Here is a 24437-nt window from a genome sequence, read left to right as displayed (position 1 = left end):
CCCGCGTGCATCGAGCACGCGGGGCGTTGTCGGTGTCCAGCAAGCCGTCTGCAGGCAACGGCGCCGAACGGGACAGCTTACGAGAGTGTCAGCTTGCGTTGACTTCGCGCAGCACGGTACGGCGCTTCTGACGAAGCAGCTCTTCGTACGAAGCAACGTAGTTCTGCGCCATCACCTTCGACGAGAAACGCGATTCAAACGCCTTGCGGACCGTTTCGCGCGGCAGTGTGTTCAGACGCTTGACGGCAGCGACTGCGCTGATTTCGTCTTCAACCACGAAGCCCGACACGCCGTTCTCAATCACTTCCGGCACCGAACCGCGGTTGAACGCGATGACCGGCGTACCGCAAGCCATGGCTTCGATCATCACCAGACCGAAGGGCTCCGGCCAGTCAATCGGGAACAGCAGCGCGTGGGCGTTGCCGAGGAATTCGGTCTTCTCTGCTTCGCTGATTTCGCCGATGTATTCGACGTGCGGCAGCGACATCAGCGGCTTGATGACTTCTTCGTAGTACGCGCGGTCAGCCTTATCGAGCTTGGCGGCAACCTTGATCGGCAGGCCGGCCTGTTCGGCGATGCGGATGGCCGTGTCGAGACGCTTTTCCGGCGAGATACGGCCGAGGAAGGCGAGATAGCTCGGCTTGACGTTGGGGATCGGCTTGAGCAGGTTTTCCGGCAGACCGTGATACACGGTCGACAGCCAGTTGGCCTGTTGCAGCGGCATACGCTGGTTGTCCGAGATCGACACCACCGGCACGTCGCTGAACGTGTTGAAGATCGGTTGCAGTTCCGGCAGATCGAGACGGCCATGCAACGTGGTCAGGAACGGCACCGGCTGACGGGCGAACAGCGAGAACGGATAGTAGTCAATGTGGAAATGCAGCACATCGAATTCGTCTGCGCGACGGCGCACTTCTTCCAGCAGCAGCATGTGCGGAGCCATCACGTCGCGAATCGTCGGGTCCAGGCGCAGCGCCTGCGGCCAGAACGCTTCGAGTTTCGCCGAGGTCTGCGAATCGCCGCTCGCGAAGAGCGTCACATCGTGTCCCTGTTCGACCAGAGCTTCAGTCAGGTAGGACACTACCCGTTCCGTTCCACCATACAGCTTGGGGGGAACCGCCTCGTGCAACGGAGCGATTTGAGCGATTCGCATAGAGAGAACTCCTCGTAAAAAAATCAGGCAAAAGTACTGCGGTTTGTTAAAAGCGACTCGCTTTGCTCGCCTTGCCAGTCGCGCCGGGACTACCTGGCGCGGGCCTGTTTCTTCGAGAAATCCTGCGATGGATCGCTTGGTAAGGATGCCCAGACTGATCATCGTCACCAGGCTGCACATGTGCTTTAAAACGCATATAGGGCAGACTCGTTGACAACTTGTCAGATAATTTTCATGGGATCATCGAGGCTGCATTATGGGTGTCGACACCCCTGCGCAGCCCAAAACATTTCAAACACTTTACGTTGTTACAAAGCCGAAACACTTTGCAAACCCTTGTTTTCTAAGACAGTTCTAGAGTAAGGGCTGGCCACGACACATGGCCTGCAGACGGCTGCTTGCAACTTCTTCCGTCAATGCTTCCAACGTGTTGCCCTTCGCCGCCTGGCCGAAAGTGCTTGCGCGTTGAATGGCTTTTGTAATTATATCTCGAAATTATTCCGCAAACTGAATGAACGACTGCCGCCTCGCGGGGTCGAGGAAACAGGGTGTTGCGGATGCTCATCGCGAAAATGAGTCGCGTCCCGTGCGGTTCGAACAGGGCGGAATGCCTTTTGCGTGTTTACAATGCGAGCATCTGCCTTTTGTGGCGATGCGTCCCGTGGCCCATGCCGTTGCATGACATAACCTGAAACACACCGACCACACCGATCAATTGGAACATCTCACCATCGCCCAGCGCAATGCCCACAACGCCAAGCTCGCGAGCTATGCGCACAGGCCGCTTGCGTTTCTTTTTCGCTATATCCGCCGCCACCCGCTCGCGCATGCGATCGTCCTGTGCAGCGTGTTCGCGGCTGTGGGCTGTGCGCTCGCTTCTCAATATGCGATCAAGCATCTGATCGACGTGCTCGGCGGAGGCCGGCATCATCCCGGCCCGCTGTGGGGCGCGTTCGCCATCCTTGTCGGTCTGATTGCCGCGGACAATCTTCTGTGGCGGGTCGGCGGCTGGGTCGCTGCGCACACGTTCGTCGCCGTTACCGGTGATCTACGGCGCGACCTGTTCCAGTATCTGAGCGGCCATTCGCCAACTTATTACTCGGAAAAGCAGCCCGGCATGCTGGCGAGCCGGATCACGGCCACGTCCAACGCGGTCTACACGGCCGAGAACACTACAGCATGGAATGTGTTGCCACCGTGCATCGCGGTGCTCGGCGCCATCGTCATGATCACCGCCGTCAACCCGTTGATGGCGGGCGGTCTGATGGTCTGTTCGGCGATCCTCTCGGTGGTGCTCTACAAACTGGCCGGGCGCGGTTCAGCAAGGCACCATCACTTCGCCACCAAGGCGGCTTCGGTCGACGGTGAGCTGGTCGACGTGATCAGCAACATGGGCCTCGTGCGCGCTTTCGGTATGACGATTCGCGAACAGGCGCGCTTCGGCGCAACGGTCAAGGCCGAGATGGACGCGCGCCAGCAAAGTCTGCTCTATCTGGAGAAGCTGCGCCTCCTGCACGCGGTCATCACAGCCATGCTATCGGCGGGCCTGCTCGGCTGGGCGCTGTGGCTGTGGGACAACGGCCGGGCTACCTCCGGCGACATCGTGCTGGTCAGCTCGCTCGGCTTTACCATCCTGCACGGCACGCGTGACCTTGCCGTCGCACTCGTCGACGTCACGCAGCATGTCGCGCGTCTCGCCGAAGCGGTGCGCACGCTGCTCGAACCGCACGGCATGCCGGACCGCTCGGACGCCGTCGAACTGGTGCCGCAGGGCGGACGCATCGACTTCGAAACCGTGACGTTCGCGTATCCGCGCCGCCGGCCGATTCTCGATCACTTCCAGTTGCATATCCCGGCCGGACAGCGCGTTGGGCTGATCGGCAAATCGGGCGCAGGCAAGTCGACTGTACTTTCGCTGCTACAGCGCTTTTACGAAACGCAAGGCGGGCAGATCAAGATCGACGGTCAGGACATCGGATCGATTACGCAGGACAGCCTGCGCCACGCCATTGCCGTCGTGCCGCAGGACATCGCCCTGTTTCACCGCACGGTCTACGAGAATATCGCCTACGGCCGCCCTGAGGCAAGCCGCGACGAAGTGCTCGCGGCGGCCCGCGAGGCGCGCTGTTCGGACTTCATCGAAGCCATGCCGGAAGGCTACGACACGATCGTGGGCGACCGCGGTGTCAAGCTCTCGGGTGGTCAGCGGCAGCGCATTGCAATTGCGCGCGCCATCCTGAAGAATGCGCCGATCCTGCTGCTGGACGAGGCCACCTCGGCGCTCGACAGCGCGTCCGAAGAAGCGATCCAGAAGGCGCTCGACCGGTTGATGGTGGGCCGTACCGTGGTGGCCATCGCTCACCGCCTGTCTACGCTGAACAGCTTCGACCGCATCATCGTGATGAGCGCGGGCAAGGTCGTGGACGACGGCACGCCGGAAGAACTGCGCAACCGTCCGGGGTTGTACCGTGATCTGCTCGCGAAGCAGTATGGCAAAGGCGCCACGCTGCATGCGGGCGGCAAGAAGGTCGACGAACAGCACGTGGTTTGAGCGTTGGCCTGGTGGCGGGCAGGTTCGGAGCCGCCGCGGCCACCGTGACGATCTACCTCAATGCGAAAAAAGCCGCTTCGATGTTTGAAGCGGCTTTTTTGCGCCCGGAGGCAGTGTGTTGTGCTGGCTGGGTATCTGCGCGGCATGCACCGTCACCGCGCCAGCGACTCACGGCCGACCGCTGGCGTCCCCTCCTCGCCGTCCACCACCGTGCCCGACGCCTGCAAATCGCGCATGAAGTTATCGCGCCACACCGAGACGTTGTTCTCGCGCAAGCGCACCATCATGTCGCGATAACGCGACTGACGCTCGACCAGCGGCATCGACAACGCAGTCGCTAGCGCCTCTGCCATGCCGTCGATATCCACCGGATTGACGATCAGCGCGCCGTCCAGTTCCTGCGCTGCCCCCGCGAAACGCGACAGCACCAGCACGCCCGGATCTTCCGGATCCTGCGCCGACACATACTCCTTGGCGACGAGGTTCATGCCGTCACGCAACGGCGTGACGAAACCAACGTGCGCCGTGCGAAACAGCGCCGCCAGCACCGACCGCTCGTACTGACGATGAATGTAGAGAATCGGCGCCCAGTCGAGCTCGGCAAAACGGCCATTGATACGCCCCGATTCGCCTTCCAGTTGCAGACGGATGTCCTGATAGGCGTTCAGGTCGGCCCGGGTCGGCGGTGCAATCTGTAGAAACGAAACCTTGTTGCGCTGCGCCGGGGAATGCTCAAGCAGACGCTCGAAGGCCCGGAACCGCTCCACCAGCCCCTTAGAATAGTCGAGGCGGTCGACGCTCATGATGAGCTTGCGCGAGTGCAGCGTCGCCTTCATCGTGCGCACCGGCTTGCCGCGCTCGCCTGCTTTCGCGAGTTCGGCGATCTCGTCCGGATAAACGCCGATCGGATACGCCGATGCCTTCAAGGTCCGGCCAAACGCCTGCACGACAGCCGGGCCCCCAGCGGACGCTTCGACGCTGCCGTTAGCCTCGTTGACGATGTAGTCGCAAAACGCGCGCAGGTCGGGCGCGGTCTGGAAGCCGAGCAGGTCGAACGAGCACAGCGCTTCGACAAGTTCGCGATGCGGTGGCACCGCCAGCAACACCTGCGAGGCCGGAAACGGGATATGCAGAAAGAAGCCAATACGATTCTTGACGCCCGCCGCACGCAAGGCCTGCGCAAACGGGATCAGATGATAGTCATGAACCCAGATCACGTCGTCAGCGCGTAACAGCGGCACGAGTTGCTGCGCGAGCCAGGTGTTGACGCGGCAATAACCGCCGAAGTCATGCCGGTCGTATTGCAGCAGATCCGCGCGGTAGTGAAACGCCGGCCACAAAGTGGCATTCGAAAAGCCGCGGTAGTACTGGTCGTAATCGCGCCGCACCAGCGCAATGGTGGCGAAAGTCACCGGGCCGCGCTCTTCCACGCTGATCTGCGGTTGCCCGGAGCTGACCACGTCGCCGCTCCAGCCAAACCACATGCCGCCGGTTTCCTTCAGCGCATCGTAGACGCCGACCGCCAGACCGCCTGCCGCCGGGCCGCCTTCCGAGATCGGCGCGACCCGGTTCGATACGATAATCAGTCGGCTCATGAAGCGCGGTTTCCGTGCAGAAGAACGAGCGGAGTGCAGCGAGACGCAGCGCGAGTCATGCGCTGCGCGCCGCGGTGACGATGGCGTCGAGCCAGCCGAGCAAGGCGCCCACCGAATCGAGCCGCGAGCGCGCAATCGTGTCGCCTGGGCCGACCTTGATCGACACGCCGCCGAGTTCGTTGACGACCGCGAAGCCCTTCTCGTCGGTCAGATCGTCGCCGGCAAAAACCGGCCGGCGGCCGGTGAACGGCGGCTCATCGAGAAACGCCCGCACTGAGCGACCCTTGTCGACGTCCTTCGGTTTGATCTCGTAGACCATCTTGCCGGGCTGCAACACGTAGGAGCCAGGGTAGTCGGCCACCAGCCGCTCAGTGGCGGCACGCGCCACGGGCTCACGATCCGGCGCGTTGCGATAGTGCAGCGCGAGCGCTGCTCCCTTGATTTCGAGCAGCATGCCGGCGTTTGCGTTGACGACCTCCGCCAGCACCTGTTCCATGCGCAACAGGCGTTCGTCATGAAAGCCGATGCGCTGCGTGTCACCGTTCGAATCGCGCCGCTCAGCGCCGTGCAGCCCCGCGATCGGCAAATCGGGCATGCCGAGCAAGCCGTCGATGCTCTCGATGCCACGTCCCGACACCACCGCCGCGGCGCCGTTGGTGAGGCGGCGCAGCTCGGTCAGCAGTGTGACGACCTCAGGCTGCACCAGCACGCCATCGGGCGTGGGGGCCAATTCGACGAGGGTGCCGTCGAAATCGAAGAAAAATGCCGTCTCGCTCAGAGACAGAACAGCCGGAGGTGCTTGCATCGGTTTATCTTGCCTTTCAGCCGCCTGGAGCTGCAAAAGTGTGCGCATCTTACCGCGCATCCCGCTATTTTTCGGGAAAGTAAGGCTGAGTGCAACGCCAGCAGGGGCATCCGCCCATCCGTCATGCAAAAAGCCGCTTGAAAACCGCGCGTTCCGTGCGGGTTCCGGTCCAGCACAACGCCCACCACTATGCGTCAAATTGCCTCTCAATGCCGGCCTTGCGGGCCCGCATATGACGCGGCTCAACGATTTGCGATACAGTCCCAGCCACTCTGACCGGTCTGCGCGCGAGCCGCAACACCGGGAAATACCAACCTCGGCCCTCGCGACGTACCGCCTTAAATCGAGTCATAGATGCCTGCTTTGTTCCCCAGAATCTCTCGGCAACAGGTGCAACCGGATACGCGGTTGCTGCGCATGGTTCGTCGTCCGCGTGCGGCGCAGCGTCTGTTGCCGCAACGGTTCCTGACGCGGGGACTGCTGGCGCTAGGCATGGCCATGACGCTCGGGCTGCTCGCCGGCTGTACGCACAAGGAAGAGCCATGGCACCTGACGAACGTGACCGGCCATCTGCCCGATCTCGATTTCTCGCTCACCAGCGATGACGGCAAGCCCGTCACAGGCGACGCCTTCAAGGGCGATATCTCGCTCGTCTACTTCGGCTACACGCATTGCCCGGACGTCTGCCCCGAAACCATGGCGCGACTGATGCAGGTGCTCGCCGCCCTCGGCCCGGACGCACAGCACGTGCGCATCCTGTTCATCACTGTCGACCCGGCGCGCGACACGCCCAAGGAACTCCATGATTACGTAGGCGCTTTCGACGCGCAGCACGTCGTGGGCCTGACCGGCAGTGACGGTCAGATCGAATCGATGGCGCGCAAATATCGCGTTGCCTATCAGATGGAAAAGCGCGATCCGACCGGCAACTACGAAGTCACCCATAGCTCGGCCGTCTATGTCTTCGATGCGCAAGGCCATGCGCGCCTGCTCGCCACCGATCGCGATGCACCCGACGCGGTCGCCGCCGATCTGCGTCGTATCATTGACAACCATTCCTGATCATTCGCGGCTTCGGCCGCTTTTTCTGCCTCTGCGTTTATGAACCTCAAAACCCGATCTCTCGCCGCGCTGGGCTGCACGCTCGCCCTCTCCTTTGGCTTCGCCGCCACCGCTGAAGCGGCCTCACCACAGGCCATTTCGGCGCAGCACGCGTGGGTGCGCTGGCTGCCGAGCGATCTGCCCGCCGCCGGCTACGTGACACTCGTCAACTCGAGCGACAAGCCGGTCGATCTCACCGACATCTCGAGCGACGACTACGAGGGTGCGATGCTGCATCAGACGGTGTCCAACGGTTCGACGCAGAAGATGGTGATGGTCGACAAGCTGACGGTGCCCGCGCATGGCCAGGTCGCCATCGCGCCGGGCGGATATCACATCATGCTGGAGCACGCGCAGCACAAGATCGCACCCGGCGATACCGTGCATCTGAAACTGCAGTTCTCGGATGGGGAAACGCTCAACGCACCATTTGCCGTCAAGTCGCCTGCACAGGCTAACTGACAACAGGCGTTGAGGCAGAAGGGGAAAGCGCGGCGTGCAATGCGACCGCGCGAGACGGCTCAGGCCGAGCGCATCCAGACGTGCGGGATGCCGTCTTCCTCGTGTACGTCCGAGACCGGCTTGAAACCGAACGCGCCATAGAACGCTTGCAGGTGTGCCTGAGCATGCAGGCGCATCGGCACGCCGGGCCATTGTTTGGCGATGTGCCCGACCGCGCGCTCGAGCAGCTGGTTACCGAGCCCCATGCCGCGAAAATTCGCAGTGGTCAGCACGCGGCCTATGCGGATGTCGGCATCGCTGTCGTCAGGTAGCAATACGCGCAGGTAGCCCGCCAGCTTTGGCCGGCCTTCGTGAGGACCCAACGCAAACAGATGCCATGCCTGGATATCGAGGCCGTCGATATCGCCGTACAGGCAATTCTGCTCGATCACGAATACCTCGCTGCGCGCGGCCAGCATCGCGTAGACCTCGGCGGTGGTCAGGTCGTCGAAATACTTCCAGCGCCATTCGAAACCTGGATGCGGCTTGGCTGTGGGATGCTGCGGCTCGTTCATGGGAAACACGTCAAAAGGGCTACACCCTCGTGGGCGGGTGGATGCGGAATTATGCCGCGAATGCAGCGCTTATTGCCACGTTATCAACCGCAATTGCCAACCGCCAATCGCGGCTCATTTGCCAAAAAACTTGCGCTGAACGTATGCCACGTTCTAAGCATCGCGCTACGTCGCGACGCCGACCCTTCGCCGCCGGTCGGTCAGTCGCTGAAGGGAATCTGCTCGACGGGATATTGCAGTCGTTCGATCAGGTTGCCTGGTCCGCACAGATGAAGCGCGCCAACCACCACCAGCGTGCGTTTCGGCGTATCCAAGGTTTCCCGCACGCGCGGCGCCCACGCGCAATTGCGCGCGTCGAGGATCGCGCTGCGAATCCCAGGCAAGCTGAATATCGGCGATTCGGCCGCTACATCGTAGATCGCCTGGAGATCACCCTGCAGCCACGCGGCCTGCATGCGCTCGAGCGTGCGCTGCGGCTCAGTCACATCCGCGAGCAGCAATTCGAGCCCGGTGCAGATCGCCGACAACGGAATCGATTCGAGCGAGGCCACCACCTCCTCGGCGGTTTCCAGATACCGGTACGGCTTCGCTTGCGCCGCGGCTTCCCTGAGCATCCTTGGCTCGACACCTTCTACCACCCGTTGGCACAGCGTAGGGGCCGCCATCATCGCGGCCCAAGGACGCAACTCGCCGAGCGGCGCCAGCACCCCGGCGGACGGCCACGATGCGTCCAGTCTGCGCCAGACCTCCTGCGGCAACGCGTGCTCAAGCGACTGCCCGCCCTCTCGCTTGAGAAACGGCAAGATGGCCTGCGCATCGGACTCGAAGACCAGCGCTTCCGCCCAATCGAACGCCTGCACGACCCAAGCGGGCGTTCGCGGACTGGAAGCGGAAAACAGATGCATCGAGCCGAGCAACCGCACATGGGTACCGGTGAGCTGAAAATACATGGATCGAGATCGACGCCGTAGGTTTGGGATTGAACGACAGTATTTCACAGCCGGAGAGAGCGGGCGATGTCTTCGGTGAGTATCTCTTTCGTTATGCGAACGATCTCTCAAATAGTTACGGGCGAGAATTCGCGCGACTGCCAATGAGCCGATATGCCTGTCGCTCTACGCTTTCCTTCTTGATCAACTACAGACAGCCCTCCACCACGTTAGAGAAGCATGTCTCGATGATCGAATCAGACGCAAAAATCGACGCAGAAAAAGAAAAGCCCCGACAAGTCGGGGCTTTTCTTTTTAACTTCTGGAGGCGCGAGCCGGAGTCGAACCGGCCTAAACGGCTTTGCAGGCCGCTGCATAACCGCTTTGCTATCGCGCCGTAAGCGGACTGCTGAACCGTCGCAACAAGTTGCACGTACAACGGATTCGCAGATTTGTTCGATGGCCGGTCGGTCCACCAAACAAAAAGGGAAGCGTTGCTTCCCCGAATGTCTGGAGCGGGAGACGAGTCTCGAACTCGCGACCTCAACCTTGGCAAGGTTGCGCTCTACCAACTGAGCTACTCCCGCATGGTGCTGCTAACAACGTTCTGCTACTGCGTCACTACCTGATGCCCTATGCCAAGGCATCACACAAAACGCTGCTTCAAAAATCTGGAGCGGGAGACGAGTCTCGAACTCGCGACCTCAACCTTGGCAAGGTTGCGCTCTACCAACTGAGCTACTCCCGCGTTTTGCTGCTATCTACTGCGTATTTGCCACTCAATTACAACTTATTTGCTAACTACTGCACTCCGACTCAAACCTGCGTGCATCGGAGAAACGAGATTATGTATAAAGCGCTGAAACGTGTCAACCCCTTTGACGCGGGTGTTCTTCCGAACAGTTTTCGCTCACACGATCCCGCCCCGTTCACGAATCTGCGGCCACGCGAGCTTCATGTAGTAAAGCATCGACCATATGGTCAGGAACGCCGCCAACAAGACGAGCCACATGCCCCACACGCGCGTATCGATCGCGAAACCGGGTGCAAGCGGCAGCGGGCCATAGAACAGCAGCATGGGAATCGCGATCATCTGGCAGGTAGTCTTGAACTTGCCGAGCGAATTCACTGCGACGCTCTTCGAGGCGCCGATTTGCGCCATCCATTCGCGCAGCGCCGAGATGGCAATCTCGCGACCGACGATCACCAGCGCGATAGCTGAGTCGAGCCGCGCCAGTTGCACCAGCACGAGCAGCGCGGCGGTCACCATCAGCTTGTCCGCCACTGGGTCGAGGAACGCGCCGAATGCCGAGGTCTGATTCCACTTGCGAGCAAGGTAACCGTCGAACCAGTCCGTCAGCGCAGCCAGGATGAAAACCGTCGCGGCCGCCAGATTGCGGTGGGCGGGGCTCATCATCATGTCTGGCAGATAAAACACGCCGACGACAAGCGGAATCAGAACAATCCGCAGCCACGTCAGGAAAATCGGGAAATTAAACGGCATGGGCAGGCGCAGGGTCTGACAAGAGAGGAGTTGCAATTGTGCCGTGTCATCAGGCCTGCCACAAGCAAACAGGCGGCAAACACACGGCAAACCGGCCGCAAACGGCACACAAACATCGGTCAAACTGGCCTATGAGACGCTGCGCGGATGCCGCGCGCCCACCAGGGGTCGCGCCGTATTTCGCGCAATCAGTGCAATTGCCGATAAATCTGCTCGGCGAGCGAGCGTGAAATCCCCTCGACACTCGCGAGATCGTCGATGCTCGCCGCCACCACCCCGCGCAAGCCGCCGAAGCGCGCCAGTAAGCGCTGACGACGTTTCGCGCCGATGCCTTCGAGTTCTTCGAGGCGCGAGGTTTGCCGCGTTTTGGCACGCTTCGCGCGCATGCCGGTAATCGCGAAACGGTGCGCCTCATCGCGAATCTGCGCGACCAGCATCAGGGCCGCGCTTTCCTTGCCGAGTTCGAGCGGCGCGCGGCCGTCCGCGAAAACCAGCGTTTCGAGGCCGACCTTGCGTCCCTCGCCCTTCGCGACGCCGACCAGCATCCCGCAATCGAGACCCAGTTCGGTGAACACCTGGCGCGCAATCTCCACCTGGCCCTTACCGCCGTCGATCAATACGATGTTCGGCAACGTGCCGCCAGCGGCCGGTTCGACGGCATCGGTCGCGAGGGCGGGATCGGCTGCGGGGTCTGCTGCGGGCCGCTCGAGCGCTTCATCCGCGGCGTTCGCGGCGGCTTGCGCCACCATTCTTTCGTAACGACGCGTGAGTACCTGGCGCATGGCGGCATAGTCGTCGCCGGGCGTAATGCCGGTGATGTTGTAACGCCGGTACTCAGACGACTGCATCTTGTGATGGTGATACACCACGCACGACGCCTGAGTGGCCTCGCCCATCGTGTGGCTGATGTCGAAGCATTCGATCCGCAGATGCGCGAGGTCGTCGCATTCGAGACTCAGCGTATCGGCGAGCGTGCGTGTACGCGATTGCTGCGAGCCTTGCTCGGACAACAGCCGCGCCAGCGCGAGCCGCGCGTTCTGTTCGGCCATCGCGAGCCACGCGCGCTTTTGTCCCTGAGGCTGGCGCAGCACCGTGACCTTGTGGCCCGCCTGCTCGATCAGCAGATCGACCAGTTCTCGATTCGACGGCGCGTGACTGACCACGAGCACCGGCGGCACGCGGTTGCCCAGGTAGTGCTGGGCGATGAAAGCTTCGAGCACTTCTGATTCGATGCCCGTCGCGAGACTGCGCGAGCGCTTGCCGGAGGGTGTCGCGGCGGCTTCGTTGTCGGTGTCCTGGGGTTCGTCATCGACAGACTCACCGGCTTCGTCGTCCGCATCGGCGATTTCGTCCTCGGTCTCGGCGGTTTCATCGGACTCATCAGTTTCAGCAGGCAAATCACGCGCTATCGCCAGAGCATCAATCGTGTCGTCGTCAACGTCCGCGGCATCCGCTCTGCGCTTCGCCACTGCGCTCGCCAATGCGGCCTCCTCCGCCACCCGCAGGCCCTGCGCCACCGCCGCCTTCAATACACCTTGCGCATCGGCATCTTCGTCTTCGAGACCGCCTTCATCAATGGTCAACGCGCTTTCCACATGCGCCGGGAAATACGCCTTGTCACCCAGATGACGTCCACCTCGCACCATCGCGAGATTCACGCACACGCGGCCACCCAAAGCGACGACCGCGAGAATGTCGACGTCGCTATCGCTGCCCACTTCAATCGCCTGCTGATGCAGCACCGTCGAAAGCGAGCTCATCTGGTTGCGCACCGCCGCGGCCTGCTCGAACTTCAACTCGCCGGCGAACGCATGCATCTTCTCTTCGAGCTCCTTCATCACTTCGCTCTGCCGCCCGAGCAGGAAGCGCGAGGCATTGGCGACATCGCGTGCGTAATCTTCCTCGTTGATCGCGCCCACGCACGGCGCCGTGCAACGCCCGATCTGATGCAGCAGGCAAGGCCGCGTGCGGTTGTTGAACACCGAGTCTTCGCAGGTGCGCAACTGGAACACGCGCTGCAGGATCTGGATGCTCTCTCGCACCGCCCACGCACTCGGGAACGGTCCGAAGTACTGGTTCTTGCGGTCCACCGAACCCCGGTAGTACGCCATGCGCGGAAACTTGTGCCCGGTCAGCTTCAGATACGGGTACGACTTGTCGTCGCGAAACAGGATGTTGTAGCGCGGCGTGAGTGCCTTGATCAGGTTATTTTCGAGCAGTAGCGCCTCGGCCTCGGAACGCGTGACCGTGGTTTCGATGCGGGCAATCCGCGTCACCATCATTGCGATGCGTGGCGACAGCAACGTCTTCGTGAAATAGCTCGAGACGCGCTTTTTCAGGTCGCGCGCCTTGCCGACGTACAGCACAGCGTCATGCGCGTCGTAATAACGATAGACGCCAGGCAGATGCGGTAGCTGCGCGAGCACCTTCTTCGGCTCGAATGCCTCGGGCGCTTCAGGCGTGTCTGGCGCTTCGGGAACGTCTGAGTAGGTCATGCAGAATCGGACTGAGCACCGCGTCAGGGTTCACGCGGAGATTGGGGTGAGTGCTTGGAGGGTAGCCCCTCTTCCTTGCGGAAGAAGGGCCCCCTAAGAACCGTACGTGCGAGTTTCCCCGCATACGGCTCAAGCCTACATTAAAAGTTTCCTTTTCGAAGTCCCGTCAAGATTACGACAGGACCGGCTTAGTTACCGCAATGCTACCAACGTGCACTTGCCGGTGACAATCAGGATGAAGTAACACGCGATTTGACAAGGCATTGGAACCACCATGCACCCTGTACACCAGATGATGGTCGTGCCAACCCGTATCAAACTCGAGAGCATGGCCGCAGTGCGCACAATTGCCGTTCTGCGACGTGTACAGTTTGTACCACTGTTTCAGATAACCTCTGGATCGCTCCATCCGCTTCTGTCGCAGCTCCTCACTGTATTGCTCCAAGGCCGGATCAAAGGGGTTGAACTCCCCTCTCACCTTCTTGTGTCGCCGGATCTCGGTACCACGGATGTGATAGAGCTCCAGCATCGCGGTGCTACCGTCTTGTCGTACTGCAGATGTGGCAAACACCCAGCTTCGACCACCGACCGAGCGAAAATACTTTCGTTTGACCCATTCGGTATTCTTGTCCGGATGCCGCCTCTTGGCCCATCGCCAGAGTCTCTGAAAAACCAGATGCTCCATGCGTATGAACGCGTGCTTGGCGACCGCGGGTTGGTGATACTGTGCCCAACCGCGCAGCATCGGATTCAGCTTGCGGATCAGATCCGCCTGCTTGATCGTCTTGTTCGCGCTGATCGTTTCCGCCACCTTGCGGTAAAACGTGTTCACGTTTTTCTTGCTCGGTTTGATGAGAAGTTTTCCCGAATATTTCCGGAAATTCCACCCTAGGAAATCGAAACCATCGTCAATGCATACGATGCGCGTCTTTTCCTCAGACAGTTGCAAACCTCGAATTGCGAGGAATGCTTCCACCCAGGGCCGGACCTCTTGTTCCAAGATCTCTTTCGAGATACCCGTAATCACGAAGTCATCCGCATACCGCACCACATGGATTTTTAGTTTCGACGCCTTCCCGATTCCAAACTTGGCACCGAGGTGCTTCGTAAGGTCCCGTTCCAACCCGTCCAGCGCAATGTTCGCCAGCGTCGGGGAAATGATCCCCCCTTGTGGCGTTCCGGCTTCTGTCGCCTGATACCGGCCCCGATAAAGCAGACCGGATTTCAGCCACTTCCGTAGGATCTCGCTGTCCATTGCGACATTGGTTTCCAACCAGTCATGGCTAATGTGGTCAAAGCATCCCTTAATGTCCGCCTCCAACACCCATGCGGACGACTCTTCCCGCCTGAGGCATTGGAACAGCTGGGACATGGCGTCAACCGTCGCGCGATTTCTTCTGAATCCGTACGAATTCAGATCGCCCGTCGTTTCAGCCACCGGCTCGAGAGCCAGTAGATACAGGGCCTGCATCGCCCTGTCTCGCATAGTTGGAATACCCAGAGGGCGCTCCTTCCCATTGGCCTTCGGGATATAGACTCTCCGTAATGGCAGAGGGCGATATCCGCGCCGCTTCAACCCGTCGACTGCTGCCAGTCGACTTTCAGGCGTCACCCACAGTTCGAGATCAACTCCAGCTGTTCTCGCGCCTGTATTTTGCGTAACACGTCGTACCGCATAAAGCTTCGCGGACAACGTGCGGGTCAGCATCCGTTGTAGGGCTTTCACCCGACGCCAGTTGCCTTCCTGCGTCGCCTTCGCAATTCGAATCTGCATTCCCCTCACGTTCCGTTCAACCCGACGCCAATCTACGGCGTGCCAGTGGTCCGGCGCGTGGGAAAGCGCAGATCCGCCCTTTCGGACGGATTCTTCCATGCTGCTCTCCTTATTGGGCAAGAAAAATCCCGGACAGGAGACGCATCTTCCCCAAGCGGGGAAAATACGCACCCGCTAGGGAGAATTTCAATTGATCTCGACGAGGTCGTCTGGATCACCAAGTTTCAAGGGTCTGTCAGCCGTCTTGCGACGGTAGACCAGACGAAAGTCTGCCCGCTTTCGCGTGGGGTAATGTTCCAACCCCTATGCAACCGATTACAGGCTGCCATTCGCTTTTTCCGTCCTCCCATACCCGCACCGCCATCAATGGATCTCGCGATCCACCTTGCCGATCAGCTTCGATTGGCGACGATATGGGCTTACCACGTTCCCTGCCTGTCACACGACCGACTTAGGTCCCGCCTATCCCCCGGTGGCACTTCAACGACGTAGTCCAAATTCTAAGTGGACTAACCTGGCCACGCGCCGTTTGACTAGAGCCCGAGCAGCATTTGGCTCCACACTGGTAACGAGGTTTATCAGCGGTTCACTTACATTGACCATATCGGCCAGCCTAGCTCCTGGACCGTCGCTGCTGACGATCTTCCAGCCAAGTGTTTCGCAACACCTAACTGCCGAAAACCTTCCGGAGGCTACATTGTCGGAAAAGCTTCACACCCCACCGTTACCAGTGACGCATGTCTTCCTAGGCTACGCTTGGTCGTACAAACGGTTCGCTACTGCTGAAACACCGCAGTTGAACAATGACATACAGAGCTTTTATCCCGTCGTGGGGCTCTAGGTTCAGATTTATGCACGTGACCAAGCGACCATCGCGAGGATGGGAGCGGACACGCACTATTTTCGTTCTAAGCGCTGTAATTTACCGTAACAACAGTCCTTTCGAAGTGTCGCTACGATACAACGCTTTCTGAGTTAATCCAGCTCCTGGCGGCGCAAAACAGTGGTCCAACAAGAGCTGCTTGCAAGCGATTTCCGCCGTTGTACCTGAGAAAATTCCTCAGGTAGTATTACGCGAAAGCCTTGCCATACCTAGGTAATGCCGCTTTTAAGAGCTTCGGCGCCCTCTACACGAAGGATGTCGTGTCGCACTAGAATCGCCAGTTTAGAACATTCCGCACGCGTCCGAGACCCGGATGCCGGCCATCATGCCCTCCCGCCGCCCGCCCGCCTCGTCCACGCCGCTCCCGCAAGCCACGGAGTCGGCGTCTGCGCCGACGCCGACGCCGATGCCGGCAAACGCCGGCATCGCCTGCGATATCTTTTGCGCCGTGATCGACAACTTCGGCGATATCGGCGTGTGTTGGCGTCTGGCACGCCAACTGTCGAGCGAGCACGGCTGGCAGGTGCGCGTTTTCGTCGACGACCTCCACGCGTTCCAGAAGCTCTGCCCCGCGCTCGCCGTCGATCGCAGCCGCCAGACGGTGAGCGGCATCGTCGTCGAGCACTGGCACGAACCGGCTCACGTGGGCGACACGCTGGAAGTGGCGGACGTCGTCATCGAAGCGTTTGGCTGCGAAGTACCGCACGTCTACGTGGCCGCGATGGCCCGCCGCGAGCGCGCGCCCGTGTGGCTGAATCTGGAATACCTGAGCGCCGAGGACTGGGTCGCGGACTTTCATCTGCGCCAATCGCCGCATCCGCGCTACCCTCTCACCAAGACGTTCTTTTTCCCGGGACTCGGCGCCGGCACGGGCGGCGTGCTGAAGGAGCGCCATCTGGATGCCGCCCGCGCAGCCTTCGAAGCATCACCTCAGACGCGCGACGCATGGTGGCGCCAGACAACCGGCCAACCCGCACCCGGGCCGGACAGCACGGTCATCTCACTCTTTTCGTACGAGAATCCGGCCGTCGACAGCCTGCTCGATCAATGGCGTGACAGTCCCACGCCCATCGTGCTGCTGGTGCCCGAGGGCCGAATTTCGGGTGCGGTCGCACGCTTTTTCGGTCTGCCGCCGACGTCGTTCGCCGCGGGTTCGCATGTCGAGCGCGGCAGCCTGCGCGCCCACGCGCTGGCCTTCACCGAGCAGCCGGCCTACGACGCGCTGCTATGGGCCAGCCACCTCAACTTCGTACGCGGCGAAGACTCGTTTGTGCGCGCCCAATGGGCGGCGCGCCCGTTCGTCTGGCATATCTACCCGCAAGCCGACGCCGCTCACCTGCCGAAGCTCGACGCTGCTCTCGCCCACTATGCCGACCCATTGCCCGCCGAGGCCCACGCCGCGCTAGCGCGCTTCTGGCACGCATGGAACGGCGTCGGCAATCCTGACTGGGCGGATTTCCAGCGCCACCGCGCGACTCTCGCGCGGCGCGCGGCCGAATGGGCGCTGGAACTGGCGGCACTCGGCGACCTCGCCGGAAATCTGGCCGGATTCACAAAAAGTCAGTTAAAATAAGCGGTTATCCAACGGCCGACGACGCAAGCGCGGCACGATGGCGGCGCACCTAGGCGCCGGGGTGTGATCAGCGCCGAGCCCGCTTGCGCCGTATGCCGTTGAGCACAGTTTGAAGCTACTTATTTCGTACAGGACAGTTTTATGAAGACCGCACAGGAACTCCGCACCGGCAACGTCGTGATGATCGGCAGCGACGCGATGGTCGTGCAAAAAGCCGAATACAACAAATCGGGCCGTAACTCCGCCGTCGTCAAGATGAAGTTCAAGAACCTGCTGACCGGCGCAGGCATGGAAACCGTCTACAAGGCCGACGACAAGTTCGACGTCGTCCTGTTGGACCGCAAGGAAGTGACCTACTCGTACTTCGCTGACCCGATGTACGTGTTCATGGACGCCGACTACAACCAGTTCGAAGTCGAGGCCGAAATGATGGGCGACGCCCTGCATTACCTCGAAGACGGCATGGGTTGCGAAGTCGTGTTCTACAACGAGAAGGCCATCTCGGTGGAACTGCCCACCACGCTGATCCGCGAAATCATCTACACGGAACCGGCTGTAAAGGGCGATACGTCGTCGGGCAAAGTGCTGAAGAACGCCAAGCTGAACACGGGCTTCGAACTGCAAGTGCCGCTTTTCTGCAACATCGGCGACAAGATCGAAATCGACACGCGTACCCACGAATACCGCAGCCGCGCCTAAGCTTCACCAGGCACCGGATCCTGCCAGGCCCGTCCCGCAACGCTGCGGGATCCGGGTCGAATTAAAAAAGCGCCCCCCTGGGCGCTTTTTCTTTTTTGCGTGACCGTGTATGGTTGAGGAAAACTTTACCGGTGCGGTTTTCGATTTTGCCAAGCCGATTGCATCGCAGAACGCATCCCGTGCGACAAACCATTGATAAGCTTAAGTAGTTGTGGATGGCACGCTCCCTGCTTCGGGAAGGACAGGCCCAAGAGGCTTTTCTTTTTTCTCACTATGTGGAGACGCGTCATGAACAACGACATCGCTGAAGGCAAATGGAAGCAAATCATCGGCAAAGCGAAGACTGCGTGGGGCGAACTGACGGACGACGAGTTGACCAAGGCCGAAGGCCGCGCCGACAAACTCGCCGGACTGATTCAGGAGCGCTACGGCAAAACGCGTGAAGAAGCAGTGCGCGAAGTAAACCGCTTTTTCGATGCCAACCGGGACTGATCATGCGTGGCGCTGTATTCCGAGAGGAACAGCGGACGACCCCATCGCACCCCTGCCCGTTACCGGAACACCGGTGGCGCGGCGCGGGCTTCCAACCATCTAAAAACTAGCGCTAGCCATGCCACATGCCCTGATTGTAGAAGACGATCCCAATAGCCTGTCAGGCCTGTCAGCGATCCTCGCCGCCGACGGCTTCTCCGTCGACACCGCGACGACCCTCGCCGAAGCGCGGGCTGCGCTGACGCGCTTCATCCCGGACGTCGTGCTGGTCGACCTGAATCTGCCCGATGGCAGCGGACTTGACCTGCTGCAGCATCTGCCCGCGCAACCGCCTGGAGGTGCACTGCCTGTCATCGTGATGACCGGCAACGCCACCGTCGAAAGCGCGATTGAAGGCCTGCGGCACGGCATCTGGGATTACCTGCTCAAGCCCGTCAACATTCCGCGCCTGCGCAGTCTGCTGGCGCGTATTCCGCGCCCGTACGAACTGACCGAGGAAGTGCAAACCTTACGCGCCACGCTGCGCCAGCTCGGACGCTTCGGCCCCATGCTCGGCAGAAGCGGAGCCATCCAGCACGTGTACGACATGATCGAACACACCGCGCCGACCGAGGCTGCCGTTCTGATCTCCGGCGAAGCGGGCACGGGCAAGGAAGTCACCGCACGCACGCTGCATGAGATGAGCCGGCGTCGCAAAGGGCCGTTCGTCATGTTCGATTGCCGCACGGCGGCGAACCACGCGGCGAGCCGTTCGCTGGATAGCCTGCTGTTCGGTCACGAGCGCGGCGCGTTCAGTGGTGCCGAGCAGCGCGAGCAGGGCCTGTTCGAACAGGCCAGTGGCGGTACGTTGTTTATCGACGAGATCGCCGAATTGCCGCGTCCTCAACAGGAGGCGCTGTTGCGTGCGCTCGATTCGCAAACCTTTATGCGGGTTGGCGGCACGCATCAGGTGGTCACCGATTTCCGGCTGGTCGCCTCGACCCGCAAGTCGCCGCGCGCAGCTGTCGCCGACGGCAGCCTGCATAGCGATCTCGCGCTGCGTCTCGACGCGGCCGCGGTCACCTTGCCGCCGCTGCGCGAGCGCGGTGACGACGCTGCGCTGATCGCGCAATCGCTGGTCGATGAGCTCAATCGCGAGGCCGCTTCCCATGGCTCTGCCGATGCGACCAAGCAGATCGGACCGAACTTCCTGCGCGAGTGTCTGGCCTATGAATGGCCCGGGAATGTACGTGAACTGCAGGACCGCGTCAGGCGCGCGTATCAAGCCTCGGGCGACGTGCTCGAAACGCTGCGCGCCGATGAGACCGGTTCGGGTGGCGTGCGCGATCTGAATGGCAGCCGGGTGCAGGTGACCGTCGGTACACCGCTCGCGGACGTGGAGGAGATGCTGATTCGCGCGACGCTCGACGCGGTCGGCGGCACGCGGCATCGCGCTGCGTCGCTGCTGGGCATTAGCCCGAAGACGCTGTACAACAAGCTGCAGCGGATGCGCCTGAACTGATCTGCCACGAGCGCGTGGCACGCAGTTGGCAAAAAGGCGGCGCAGTTCAAGTTGCGCCGCCTTTTTAGTTCTTGTGGCACGGCTGTTTGGCCTCGCGAAATCTTGCGGTCTGGCGTAATGCCCGCTACACCACGCGCTCAGGCAAACGCGCTGCGCAACAAGCTCTGCGCCTGCAGATACTCCGGCTCGGCAACCAGCTTGCTCCACTTGAGCGCCTTGCCGCGCGGACGCATCCGGGCCACGCGCGCCTGCGATTCCTTTGACGGCGTGAAGCGCAGCGCGTCGAGCACCTTCTCCGCTTCCTCGGGCTGATTACAGATCAACACCATGTCGCATCCCGCCTGCAATGCAGCGGTCGCGGCTTCGGTGAGCGTGCCGCCCTGGCGCGCGGCCTCCATCGAAAGATCGTCGCTAAAAATTGCGCCCGGAAAACGAAGCTTGTTACGTAACACGTCCTGTAACCAGGCCCGCGAGAAACCCGCCGGCTTCGCATCCACCTGCGGATAAATCACGTGCGCCGGGATCACCGACGCTAGCGACAACCCCAGCCAGTCGTACGGCGCAACGTCGTCACGCAGAATCGCGTCGAGCGGACGGTCGTCCACCGGCACCGCGACATGGGAGTCCGCGTGAGCAAATCCGTGTCCGGGGAAATGCTTGCCGCAGTTCGCCATGCCGGCCAGCGCGAGGCCATGATTGAGACTCTTCGCGAGCAACGCCACCACGCGCGGATCGCGATGGAACGCGCGATCGCCGATCACCTGCGACTGGCCGTAATTCAGATCGAGGACGGGCGTAAAACTCATGTCGACGCCGCACGCGCGCAATTCGGCGGCGAGGATGTAGCCCACCGCGGTGGTGATCTTGGTGGCGTGCAGAACGTCCGAGTCCCACAGCGCGCCGAGCTTGCCCATCGCCGGCAACACGGTAAAGCCATCGGTGCGGAAACGCTGCACACGGCCGCCTTCGTGATCGACGGCGATCAACAGATCGTCACGTACGGCGCGGATCGCATCGGTCAGCGCAACCAGTTGTGCGCGGTTCTCGTAGTGGCGCGCGAACAGGATCACGCCGCCGGTCATCGGATGCGCGAGGCGGCGCTTGTCGTCGTCGGTCAGCGTTTTGCCGACCACGTCGAGCATCACCGGGCCTGGATTGGTTTTCATCGGATTCCGCAAAAAGACAAAATAAAACGCAGGGAAAGAAGACGCGGCTTGCCGACGCCGCGCCGGGCGAAATCAGGGGGTGACTGGATCGACAGACGGAGTGGACGCTGCGGATCCAGCTGGATCCGCCGTCTCCGCAATCACGAAGGAGACTGCATAGTCGTGCTCGTCGCTGATCGTCACACGCGCTGTGATGCCGCGTGCTTCGAGCCATTCAGCCAGTTCGCCCGAAGCGACGACCATCGGCTTGCCACTCGGCTCGTTGAGAGTCTGCAGCGCGCGCCAGGTCATCGGCCAGCGCATGCCAAGGCCGATCGCTTTCGAGAAAGCTTCCTTGGCCGAAAAACGGGTGGCGAGGAACGCGAGCCCGCGCACCGCCGAGCGGGCGTGGCGCGCGTGATAGATGCGCAATTCGTCGGCGCCGAGCACTTTCTCCGCGAAGCGCCCGTTGGTTCGGGTCATGACTGCCGCCACGCGACTGACCTGAACGATGTCGGTGCCGATGCCGTAGATTGCCATGCGTGGAGAGGTCCTCGTTGCTTAGGGTTGCGGCGGGTTTGCTGAGGCGCGCCCGCAGGCGTCAAGCGTGTGCAGCGAGACGCGCGGCGACCATGATCGCCTTCATCTCGCGCACCGCGTTCTCCCAGCCCGCAAAAATCGCGTGCGCGACGATCGCGTGGCCGATATTCAGCTCGACAATGCCATCGATCGCCGCGATCTGCTGAACGTTCGTGTAGTGCAGGCCATGTCCGGCATTCACCTTGATGCCGAGCGACAGACCGAATTCGACGCTGCGTACCACGCGCTCGTATTCGCGCTGTTGCTCTGCCGGGTCATGCGCTTCGGCGTAGCGGCCGGTATGCAGTTCGATCACCGGCGCACCGGCTTCATGCGCGGCGCGAATCTGCGTTTCGTCCGGGTCGATGAAGAGCGACACGCGCGAGCCCGCTTCGGCCAGTTGCTTGCACGCAGAGCGCACAGCCTCGAACTGGCCGGCGACGTCGAGGCCGCCTTCGGTGGTCAGTTCTTCGCGCTTTTCCGGCACGAGGCACACGTCGTGCGGCTGCACCTCACAGGCGATATCGAGCATCTCCTGCGTCACCGCGCATTCGAGGTTCATACGCGTCCTCAATAGCGGACGCAGCTTGCGCACGTCAGCGTCGACGATATGCCGGCGGTCTTCGCGCAGGTGCAGCGTGATCGCATCTGCGCCCGCCGCTTCGGCGTCGAGCGCCGCGCGAATCGGGTCGGGGTAGGAGGTACCGCGCGCATTGCGCACCGTAGCGACGTGATCGATATTCACGCCCAGGTCGATCACATTAGGCGACGTAAGAAAGAAGCTCATAAGTTCTGCAAGTCGATCAGGATCTGGCGCGTCGCGAGCGGCGTGCCGCCAAGGTAAGTGTTGAGCAGAAAGCGCATCAGCGTCTTGCTTTGCGCCACGGTCTGCGCACGATGGTAATCGTCCGCTTCCATATCGAGCAACGTCTGGCCGGCAACTACCGGCCACTGCACGGGCAGATCGTCGGAGGCTTCGCGCACGCCGCGCTCCGGATCGAACACGTAGCGCCCCTCCGCCACCACGGCCTTGCGCGCGACCGTACGATTGAGCGCCAGAGCGTAGCCGGTTTCGCGCAGCAATACGCGTTCGAACGAGCGCAGGACCTGCACGGCCGGCTCATCGTGAGCGAGACGCGCCAGCGTGACGACATAGTGCTGGAACAGTTGCGGATGCGGATCTTCGCGTCCGCAGAATTTGACCAGCAGTTCGTTGACGTAGAAGCCACAGAGCAACGCGTCACCGGCAAGCGGCAGCATGCCGCCCACCCATTCGGCACCGGTCAGCGTGCGGACTTCGGATTTGCCGGACCACGCCAGCGCGAGCGGCTGGAATGTCTGCAGCACGCCGCGCAACGCGGAGTGCGGGCGCTTTGCGCCCTTTGCGACGAGAGCGAGACGGCCGTGATCGCGCGTCAGTACATCGATGATCAGACTGGTCTCACGATGCGGATAGCTATGCAGCACGAACGCCGGTTGCTCAGTGACCTTGTAGTCGGAACCGGAACTGCGCGGCGACCGGCGTGCCGGTGTCTTGCGCGCTTCGCCGCTGGCAGACGCGTCTGCGTCCGATGCTTCGCCGGCTGAGCTACGCGGCGTATTGCGCGGCGAGTTGCGGATGGAAGAACCAGTGGATGCTGAAGATGACTTCTTCGACACACGAGCCTTCGATGGCTCGCGCGCCGGCGCGCCCGGCTCGGTATCGTCCGGTTCAGCGTCGGATTGCAGCGTCATCCACGCGTCATTCGTACCCATAGGCGCGAAGTCCGGCTTCGTTGTCGGCCCAGCCACTCTTCACCTTGATGAAGGTTTCCAGATACACGGGGCCGTCGAACAGCTTTTCCATGTCAAGGCGCGCTTCGGTGCTGATCTGCTTCAGCTTGGCGCCCTTCTGGCCGATGATCATCGCCTTGTGCGTGTCGCGTTCCACCATGATGGTCGCGAAAATGCGGCGCAGACGACCTTCGGTTTCGAACTTGTCGATCAGGACCGTGCTCGTGTACGGGAGTTCGTCACCGGTCCAACGGAAAACCTTTTCGCGCAGGATTTCGGCGGCGAGAAAACGCTCGCTGCGATCGGTCAGGTCGTCTTCGCCGTAGATCGGCGCGCCTTCCGGCAGAAACGGCTTGACGGTTGCCATCAGACGTTTGATGTCGTCGGGATTCTTGGCGGACAGCGGCACAATCTCATTGAACTCGCGCAGTGCGCTCACCTGCTGCATGAACGGAAACAGCGAGTCCTTATCCGAGACACGGTCGAGCTTGTTGGCGATCAGCAGCGTGGGCACCGAAGGCGGGATCAGATCGAGCACCTTCTGGTCGTCCGGACCGAAACGGCCCGCTTCGATCACGAACAGGATGGCGTCGACCGAGGTCAGCGTCGAAGTGACCGCGCGGTTGAGCGAGCGGTTCAGCGCGCCGCTGTGCTTGGTCTGGAACCCGGGTGTGTCGACGAAGATGTACTGCGCGTCTTCGAGCGTGTGAATGCCGGTAATGCGATGGCGCGTCGTCTGCGCCTTGCGCGACGTGATACTGACTTTCTGGCCGACCAGCGCGTTCATCAGCGTGGACTTGCCGACGTTGGGGCGGCCGACGATCGCGACCATGCCGCAGCGGAAACCAGTGGGGGTGGAAGCGTTCATA

General features: G+C 61.4%; 20 protein-coding genes and 3 tRNA genes. 7 read left to right on the top strand and 16 right to left on the bottom strand.

Going from position 1 to position 24437, the window contains the following annotated elements; all coding sequences use genetic code 11:
- Positions 1–88: 88 nt before the first annotated feature.
- The gene (locus tag BUS06_RS08460) at positions 89–1153 is read right to left on the bottom strand and encodes a glycosyltransferase family 4 protein (protein WP_074263864.1); all 1065 of its coding nucleotides are present in this window, start codon (positions 1151–1153) and stop codon (positions 89–91) included.
- A 715-nt stretch (positions 1154–1868) separates the two neighbouring features.
- On the opposite strand from BUS06_RS08460, the gene BUS06_RS08455 reads away from it, so the two are divergent.
- Positions 1869–3704 (top strand): ABC transporter ATP-binding protein, encoded by a 1836-nt coding sequence (locus BUS06_RS08455; RefSeq protein ID WP_074263863.1) that lies wholly within the window; start codon positions 1869–1871, stop codon positions 3702–3704.
- 152 nt (positions 3705–3856) lie between these two features.
- Here BUS06_RS08455 and otsA read toward each other — a convergent pair whose 3' ends face one another.
- Both otsA and otsB read right to left on the bottom strand, forming a co-directional pair.
- A complete protein-coding gene (otsA, locus tag BUS06_RS08450; RefSeq protein WP_074263862.1) occupies positions 3857–5299 on the bottom strand; it encodes an alpha,alpha-trehalose-phosphate synthase (UDP-forming) in 1443 nt (480 codons plus the stop codon).
- A 55-nt stretch (positions 5300–5354) separates the two neighbouring features.
- Positions 5355–6104: a trehalose-phosphatase gene (gene otsB, locus BUS06_RS08445; protein WP_074265973.1), complete on the bottom strand. Its 750-nt coding sequence runs from the start codon at positions 6102–6104 to the stop codon at positions 5355–5357.
- Positions 6105–6521: 417 nt separating this feature from the next.
- Here otsB and BUS06_RS08440 point away from each other — a divergent pair, with 417 nt between their 5' ends.
- Positions 6522–7166, top strand: a complete 645-nt coding sequence (locus BUS06_RS08440; protein ID WP_083611503.1) for an SCO family protein — start codon at positions 6522–6524, stop codon at positions 7164–7166.
- A gap of 39 nt (positions 7167–7205) precedes the next feature.
- A complete protein-coding gene (locus tag BUS06_RS08435) occupies positions 7206–7667 on the top strand; it encodes a copper chaperone PCu(A)C (protein WP_074263861.1) in 462 nt (153 codons plus the stop codon).
- A 59-nt stretch (positions 7668–7726) separates the two neighbouring features.
- Here the strand turns inward: BUS06_RS08435 and BUS06_RS08430 are convergent, their stop codons facing one another.
- The 8 genes from BUS06_RS08430 to ltrA form a co-directional block, all read right to left on the bottom strand.
- On the bottom strand, positions 7727–8221 hold the full coding sequence (locus BUS06_RS08430; protein WP_074263860.1) for a GNAT family N-acetyltransferase: 495 nt from the start codon (positions 8219–8221) through the stop codon (positions 7727–7729).
- A gap of 200 nt (positions 8222–8421) precedes the next feature.
- A complete protein-coding gene (locus BUS06_RS08425; RefSeq protein WP_074263859.1) occupies positions 8422–9171 on the bottom strand; it encodes a TraB/GumN family protein in 750 nt (249 codons plus the stop codon).
- A gap of 302 nt (positions 9172–9473) precedes the next feature.
- Positions 9474–9547 (bottom strand) — tRNA-Cys (locus BUS06_RS08420).
- 114 nt (positions 9548–9661) lie between these two features.
- Positions 9662–9737 (bottom strand) — tRNA-Gly (locus tag BUS06_RS08415).
- An 85-nt stretch (positions 9738–9822) separates the two neighbouring features.
- Positions 9823–9898 (bottom strand) — tRNA-Gly (locus BUS06_RS08410).
- Positions 9899–10060: 162 nt separating this feature from the next.
- On the bottom strand, positions 10061–10654 hold the full coding sequence (pgsA, locus tag BUS06_RS08405; RefSeq protein WP_074263858.1) for a CDP-diacylglycerol--glycerol-3-phosphate 3-phosphatidyltransferase: 594 nt from the start codon (positions 10652–10654) through the stop codon (positions 10061–10063).
- A gap of 188 nt (positions 10655–10842) precedes the next feature.
- Positions 10843–13149, bottom strand: coding sequence for an excinuclease ABC subunit UvrC (gene uvrC, locus BUS06_RS08400; RefSeq protein WP_074263857.1), 2307 nt, complete (start codon positions 13147–13149; stop codon positions 10843–10845).
- A 172-nt stretch (positions 13150–13321) separates the two neighbouring features.
- Positions 13322–15022: a group II intron reverse transcriptase/maturase gene (gene ltrA, locus BUS06_RS08395; RefSeq protein WP_074263856.1), complete on the bottom strand. Its 1701-nt coding sequence runs from the start codon at positions 15020–15022 to the stop codon at positions 13322–13324.
- A gap of 1190 nt (positions 15023–16212) precedes the next feature.
- Here ltrA and earP point away from each other — a divergent pair.
- The 4 genes from earP (at position 16213) to BUS06_RS08375 (ending at position 20071) form a co-directional block, all read left to right on the top strand.
- Entirely contained in the window at positions 16213–17379 is a 1167-nt protein-coding gene (gene earP, locus BUS06_RS08390) for an elongation factor P maturation arginine rhamnosyltransferase EarP (RefSeq protein ID WP_074263855.1), read from the top strand.
- A 141-nt stretch (positions 17380–17520) separates the two neighbouring features.
- Positions 17521–18078 (top strand): elongation factor P, encoded by a 558-nt coding sequence (efp, locus tag BUS06_RS08385; protein ID WP_074263854.1) that lies wholly within the window; start codon positions 17521–17523, stop codon positions 18076–18078.
- Positions 18079–18366: 288 nt separating this feature from the next.
- Positions 18367–18570, top strand: coding sequence for a CsbD family protein (locus BUS06_RS08380; RefSeq protein ID WP_074263853.1), 204 nt, complete (start codon positions 18367–18369; stop codon positions 18568–18570).
- Between the two features lie 118 nt (positions 18571–18688).
- Entirely contained in the window at positions 18689–20071 is a 1383-nt protein-coding gene (locus tag BUS06_RS08375; RefSeq protein ID WP_074263852.1) for a sigma-54-dependent transcriptional regulator, read from the top strand.
- A 137-nt stretch (positions 20072–20208) separates the two neighbouring features.
- On the opposite strand, the gene nagZ is transcribed toward BUS06_RS08375, so the two are convergent.
- The 5 genes from nagZ to era all read right to left on the bottom strand — a co-directional run bounded on the left by nagZ (position 20209) and on the right by era (position 24436).
- The gene (gene nagZ / locus BUS06_RS08370) at positions 20209–21237 is read right to left on the bottom strand and encodes a beta-N-acetylhexosaminidase (RefSeq protein WP_074263851.1); all 1029 of its coding nucleotides are present in this window, start codon (positions 21235–21237) and stop codon (positions 20209–20211) included.
- Positions 21238–21309: 72 nt separating this feature from the next.
- Positions 21310–21756 carry a holo-ACP synthase gene (gene acpS, locus BUS06_RS08365; protein WP_074263850.1) on the bottom strand — a complete coding sequence of 149 codons (447 nt, stop codon included), beginning with the start codon at positions 21754–21756 and terminating at the stop codon, positions 21310–21312.
- A 61-nt stretch (positions 21757–21817) separates the two neighbouring features.
- Positions 21818–22582, bottom strand: coding sequence for a pyridoxine 5'-phosphate synthase (gene pdxJ / locus BUS06_RS08360; RefSeq protein ID WP_074263849.1), 765 nt, complete (start codon positions 22580–22582; stop codon positions 21818–21820).
- Positions 22579–23550, bottom strand: a complete 972-nt coding sequence (gene recO, locus BUS06_RS08355) for a DNA repair protein RecO (RefSeq protein ID WP_074263848.1) — start codon at positions 23548–23550, stop codon at positions 22579–22581. Before recO ends, pdxJ begins: the two co-directional genes overlap by 4 nt.
- The gene (era, locus tag BUS06_RS08350; protein ID WP_074263847.1) at positions 23537–24436 is read right to left on the bottom strand and encodes a GTPase Era; all 900 of its coding nucleotides are present in this window, start codon (positions 24434–24436) and stop codon (positions 23537–23539) included. Before era ends, recO begins: the two co-directional genes overlap by 14 nt.
- Between the last annotated feature and the right edge of the window lies 1 nt (position 24437).

It is taken from the genome of Paraburkholderia phenazinium, assembly GCF_900141745.1.
GTDB lineage: Bacteria > Pseudomonadota > Gammaproteobacteria > Burkholderiales > Burkholderiaceae > Paraburkholderia > Paraburkholderia phenazinium_B.
Note: the sequence above shows the minus strand (reverse complement) of the source record. Positions and strands in the feature narration are given on the sequence as shown.

What these genes read in the sequence shown, in the direction of transcription:
- BUS06_RS08440 (WP_083611503.1), top strand. Translation starts at nt 6,522, where the DNA reads ATGGTTCGTCGTCCGCGTGCGGCGCAGCGTCTGTTGCCGCAACGGTTC.
- pdxJ (WP_074263849.1), bottom strand. Translation starts at nt 22,582, where the DNA reads ATGAGCTTCTTTCTTACGTCGCCTAATGTGATCGACCTGGGCGTGAAT.
- otsB (WP_074265973.1), bottom strand. Translation starts at nt 6,104, where the DNA reads ATGCAAGCACCTCCGGCTGTTCTGTCTCTGAGCGAGACGGCATTTTTC.
- nagZ (WP_074263851.1), bottom strand. Translation starts at nt 21,237, where the DNA reads ATGAAAACCAATCCAGGCCCGGTGATGCTCGACGTGGTCGGCAAAACG.
- otsA (WP_074263862.1), bottom strand. Translation starts at nt 5,299, where the DNA reads ATGAGCCGACTGATTATCGTATCGAACCGGGTCGCGCCGATCTCGGAA.
- BUS06_RS08460 (WP_074263864.1), bottom strand. Translation starts at nt 1,153, where the DNA reads ATGCGAATCGCTCAAATCGCTCCGTTGCACGAGGCGGTTCCCCCCAAG.
- uvrC (WP_074263857.1), bottom strand. Translation starts at nt 13,149, where the DNA reads ATGACCTACTCAGACGTTCCCGAAGCGCCAGACACGCCTGAAGCGCCC.
- ltrA (WP_074263856.1), bottom strand. Translation starts at nt 15,022, where the DNA reads ATGGAAGAATCCGTCCGAAAGGGCGGATCTGCGCTTTCCCACGCGCCG.
- acpS (WP_074263850.1), bottom strand. Translation starts at nt 21,756, where the DNA reads ATGGCAATCTACGGCATCGGCACCGACATCGTTCAGGTCAGTCGCGTG.
- earP (WP_074263855.1), top strand. Translation starts at nt 16,213, where the DNA reads ATGCCGGCAAACGCCGGCATCGCCTGCGATATCTTTTGCGCCGTGATC.
- recO (WP_074263848.1), bottom strand. Translation starts at nt 23,550, where the DNA reads ATGGGTACGAATGACGCGTGGATGACGCTGCAATCCGACGCTGAACCG.
- era (WP_074263847.1), bottom strand. Translation starts at nt 24,436, where the DNA reads ATGAACGCTTCCACCCCCACTGGTTTCCGCTGCGGCATGGTCGCGATC.
- pgsA (WP_074263858.1), bottom strand. Translation starts at nt 10,654, where the DNA reads ATGCCGTTTAATTTCCCGATTTTCCTGACGTGGCTGCGGATTGTTCTG.
- BUS06_RS08375 (WP_074263852.1), top strand. Translation starts at nt 18,689, where the DNA reads ATGCCACATGCCCTGATTGTAGAAGACGATCCCAATAGCCTGTCAGGC.
- BUS06_RS08425 (WP_074263859.1), bottom strand. Translation starts at nt 9,171, where the DNA reads ATGTATTTTCAGCTCACCGGTACCCATGTGCGGTTGCTCGGCTCGATG.
- efp (WP_074263854.1), top strand. Translation starts at nt 17,521, where the DNA reads ATGAAGACCGCACAGGAACTCCGCACCGGCAACGTCGTGATGATCGGC.
- BUS06_RS08435 (WP_074263861.1), top strand. Translation starts at nt 7,206, where the DNA reads ATGAACCTCAAAACCCGATCTCTCGCCGCGCTGGGCTGCACGCTCGCC.
- BUS06_RS08380 (WP_074263853.1), top strand. Translation starts at nt 18,367, where the DNA reads ATGAACAACGACATCGCTGAAGGCAAATGGAAGCAAATCATCGGCAAA.
- BUS06_RS08430 (WP_074263860.1), bottom strand. Translation starts at nt 8,221, where the DNA reads ATGAACGAGCCGCAGCATCCCACAGCCAAGCCGCATCCAGGTTTCGAA.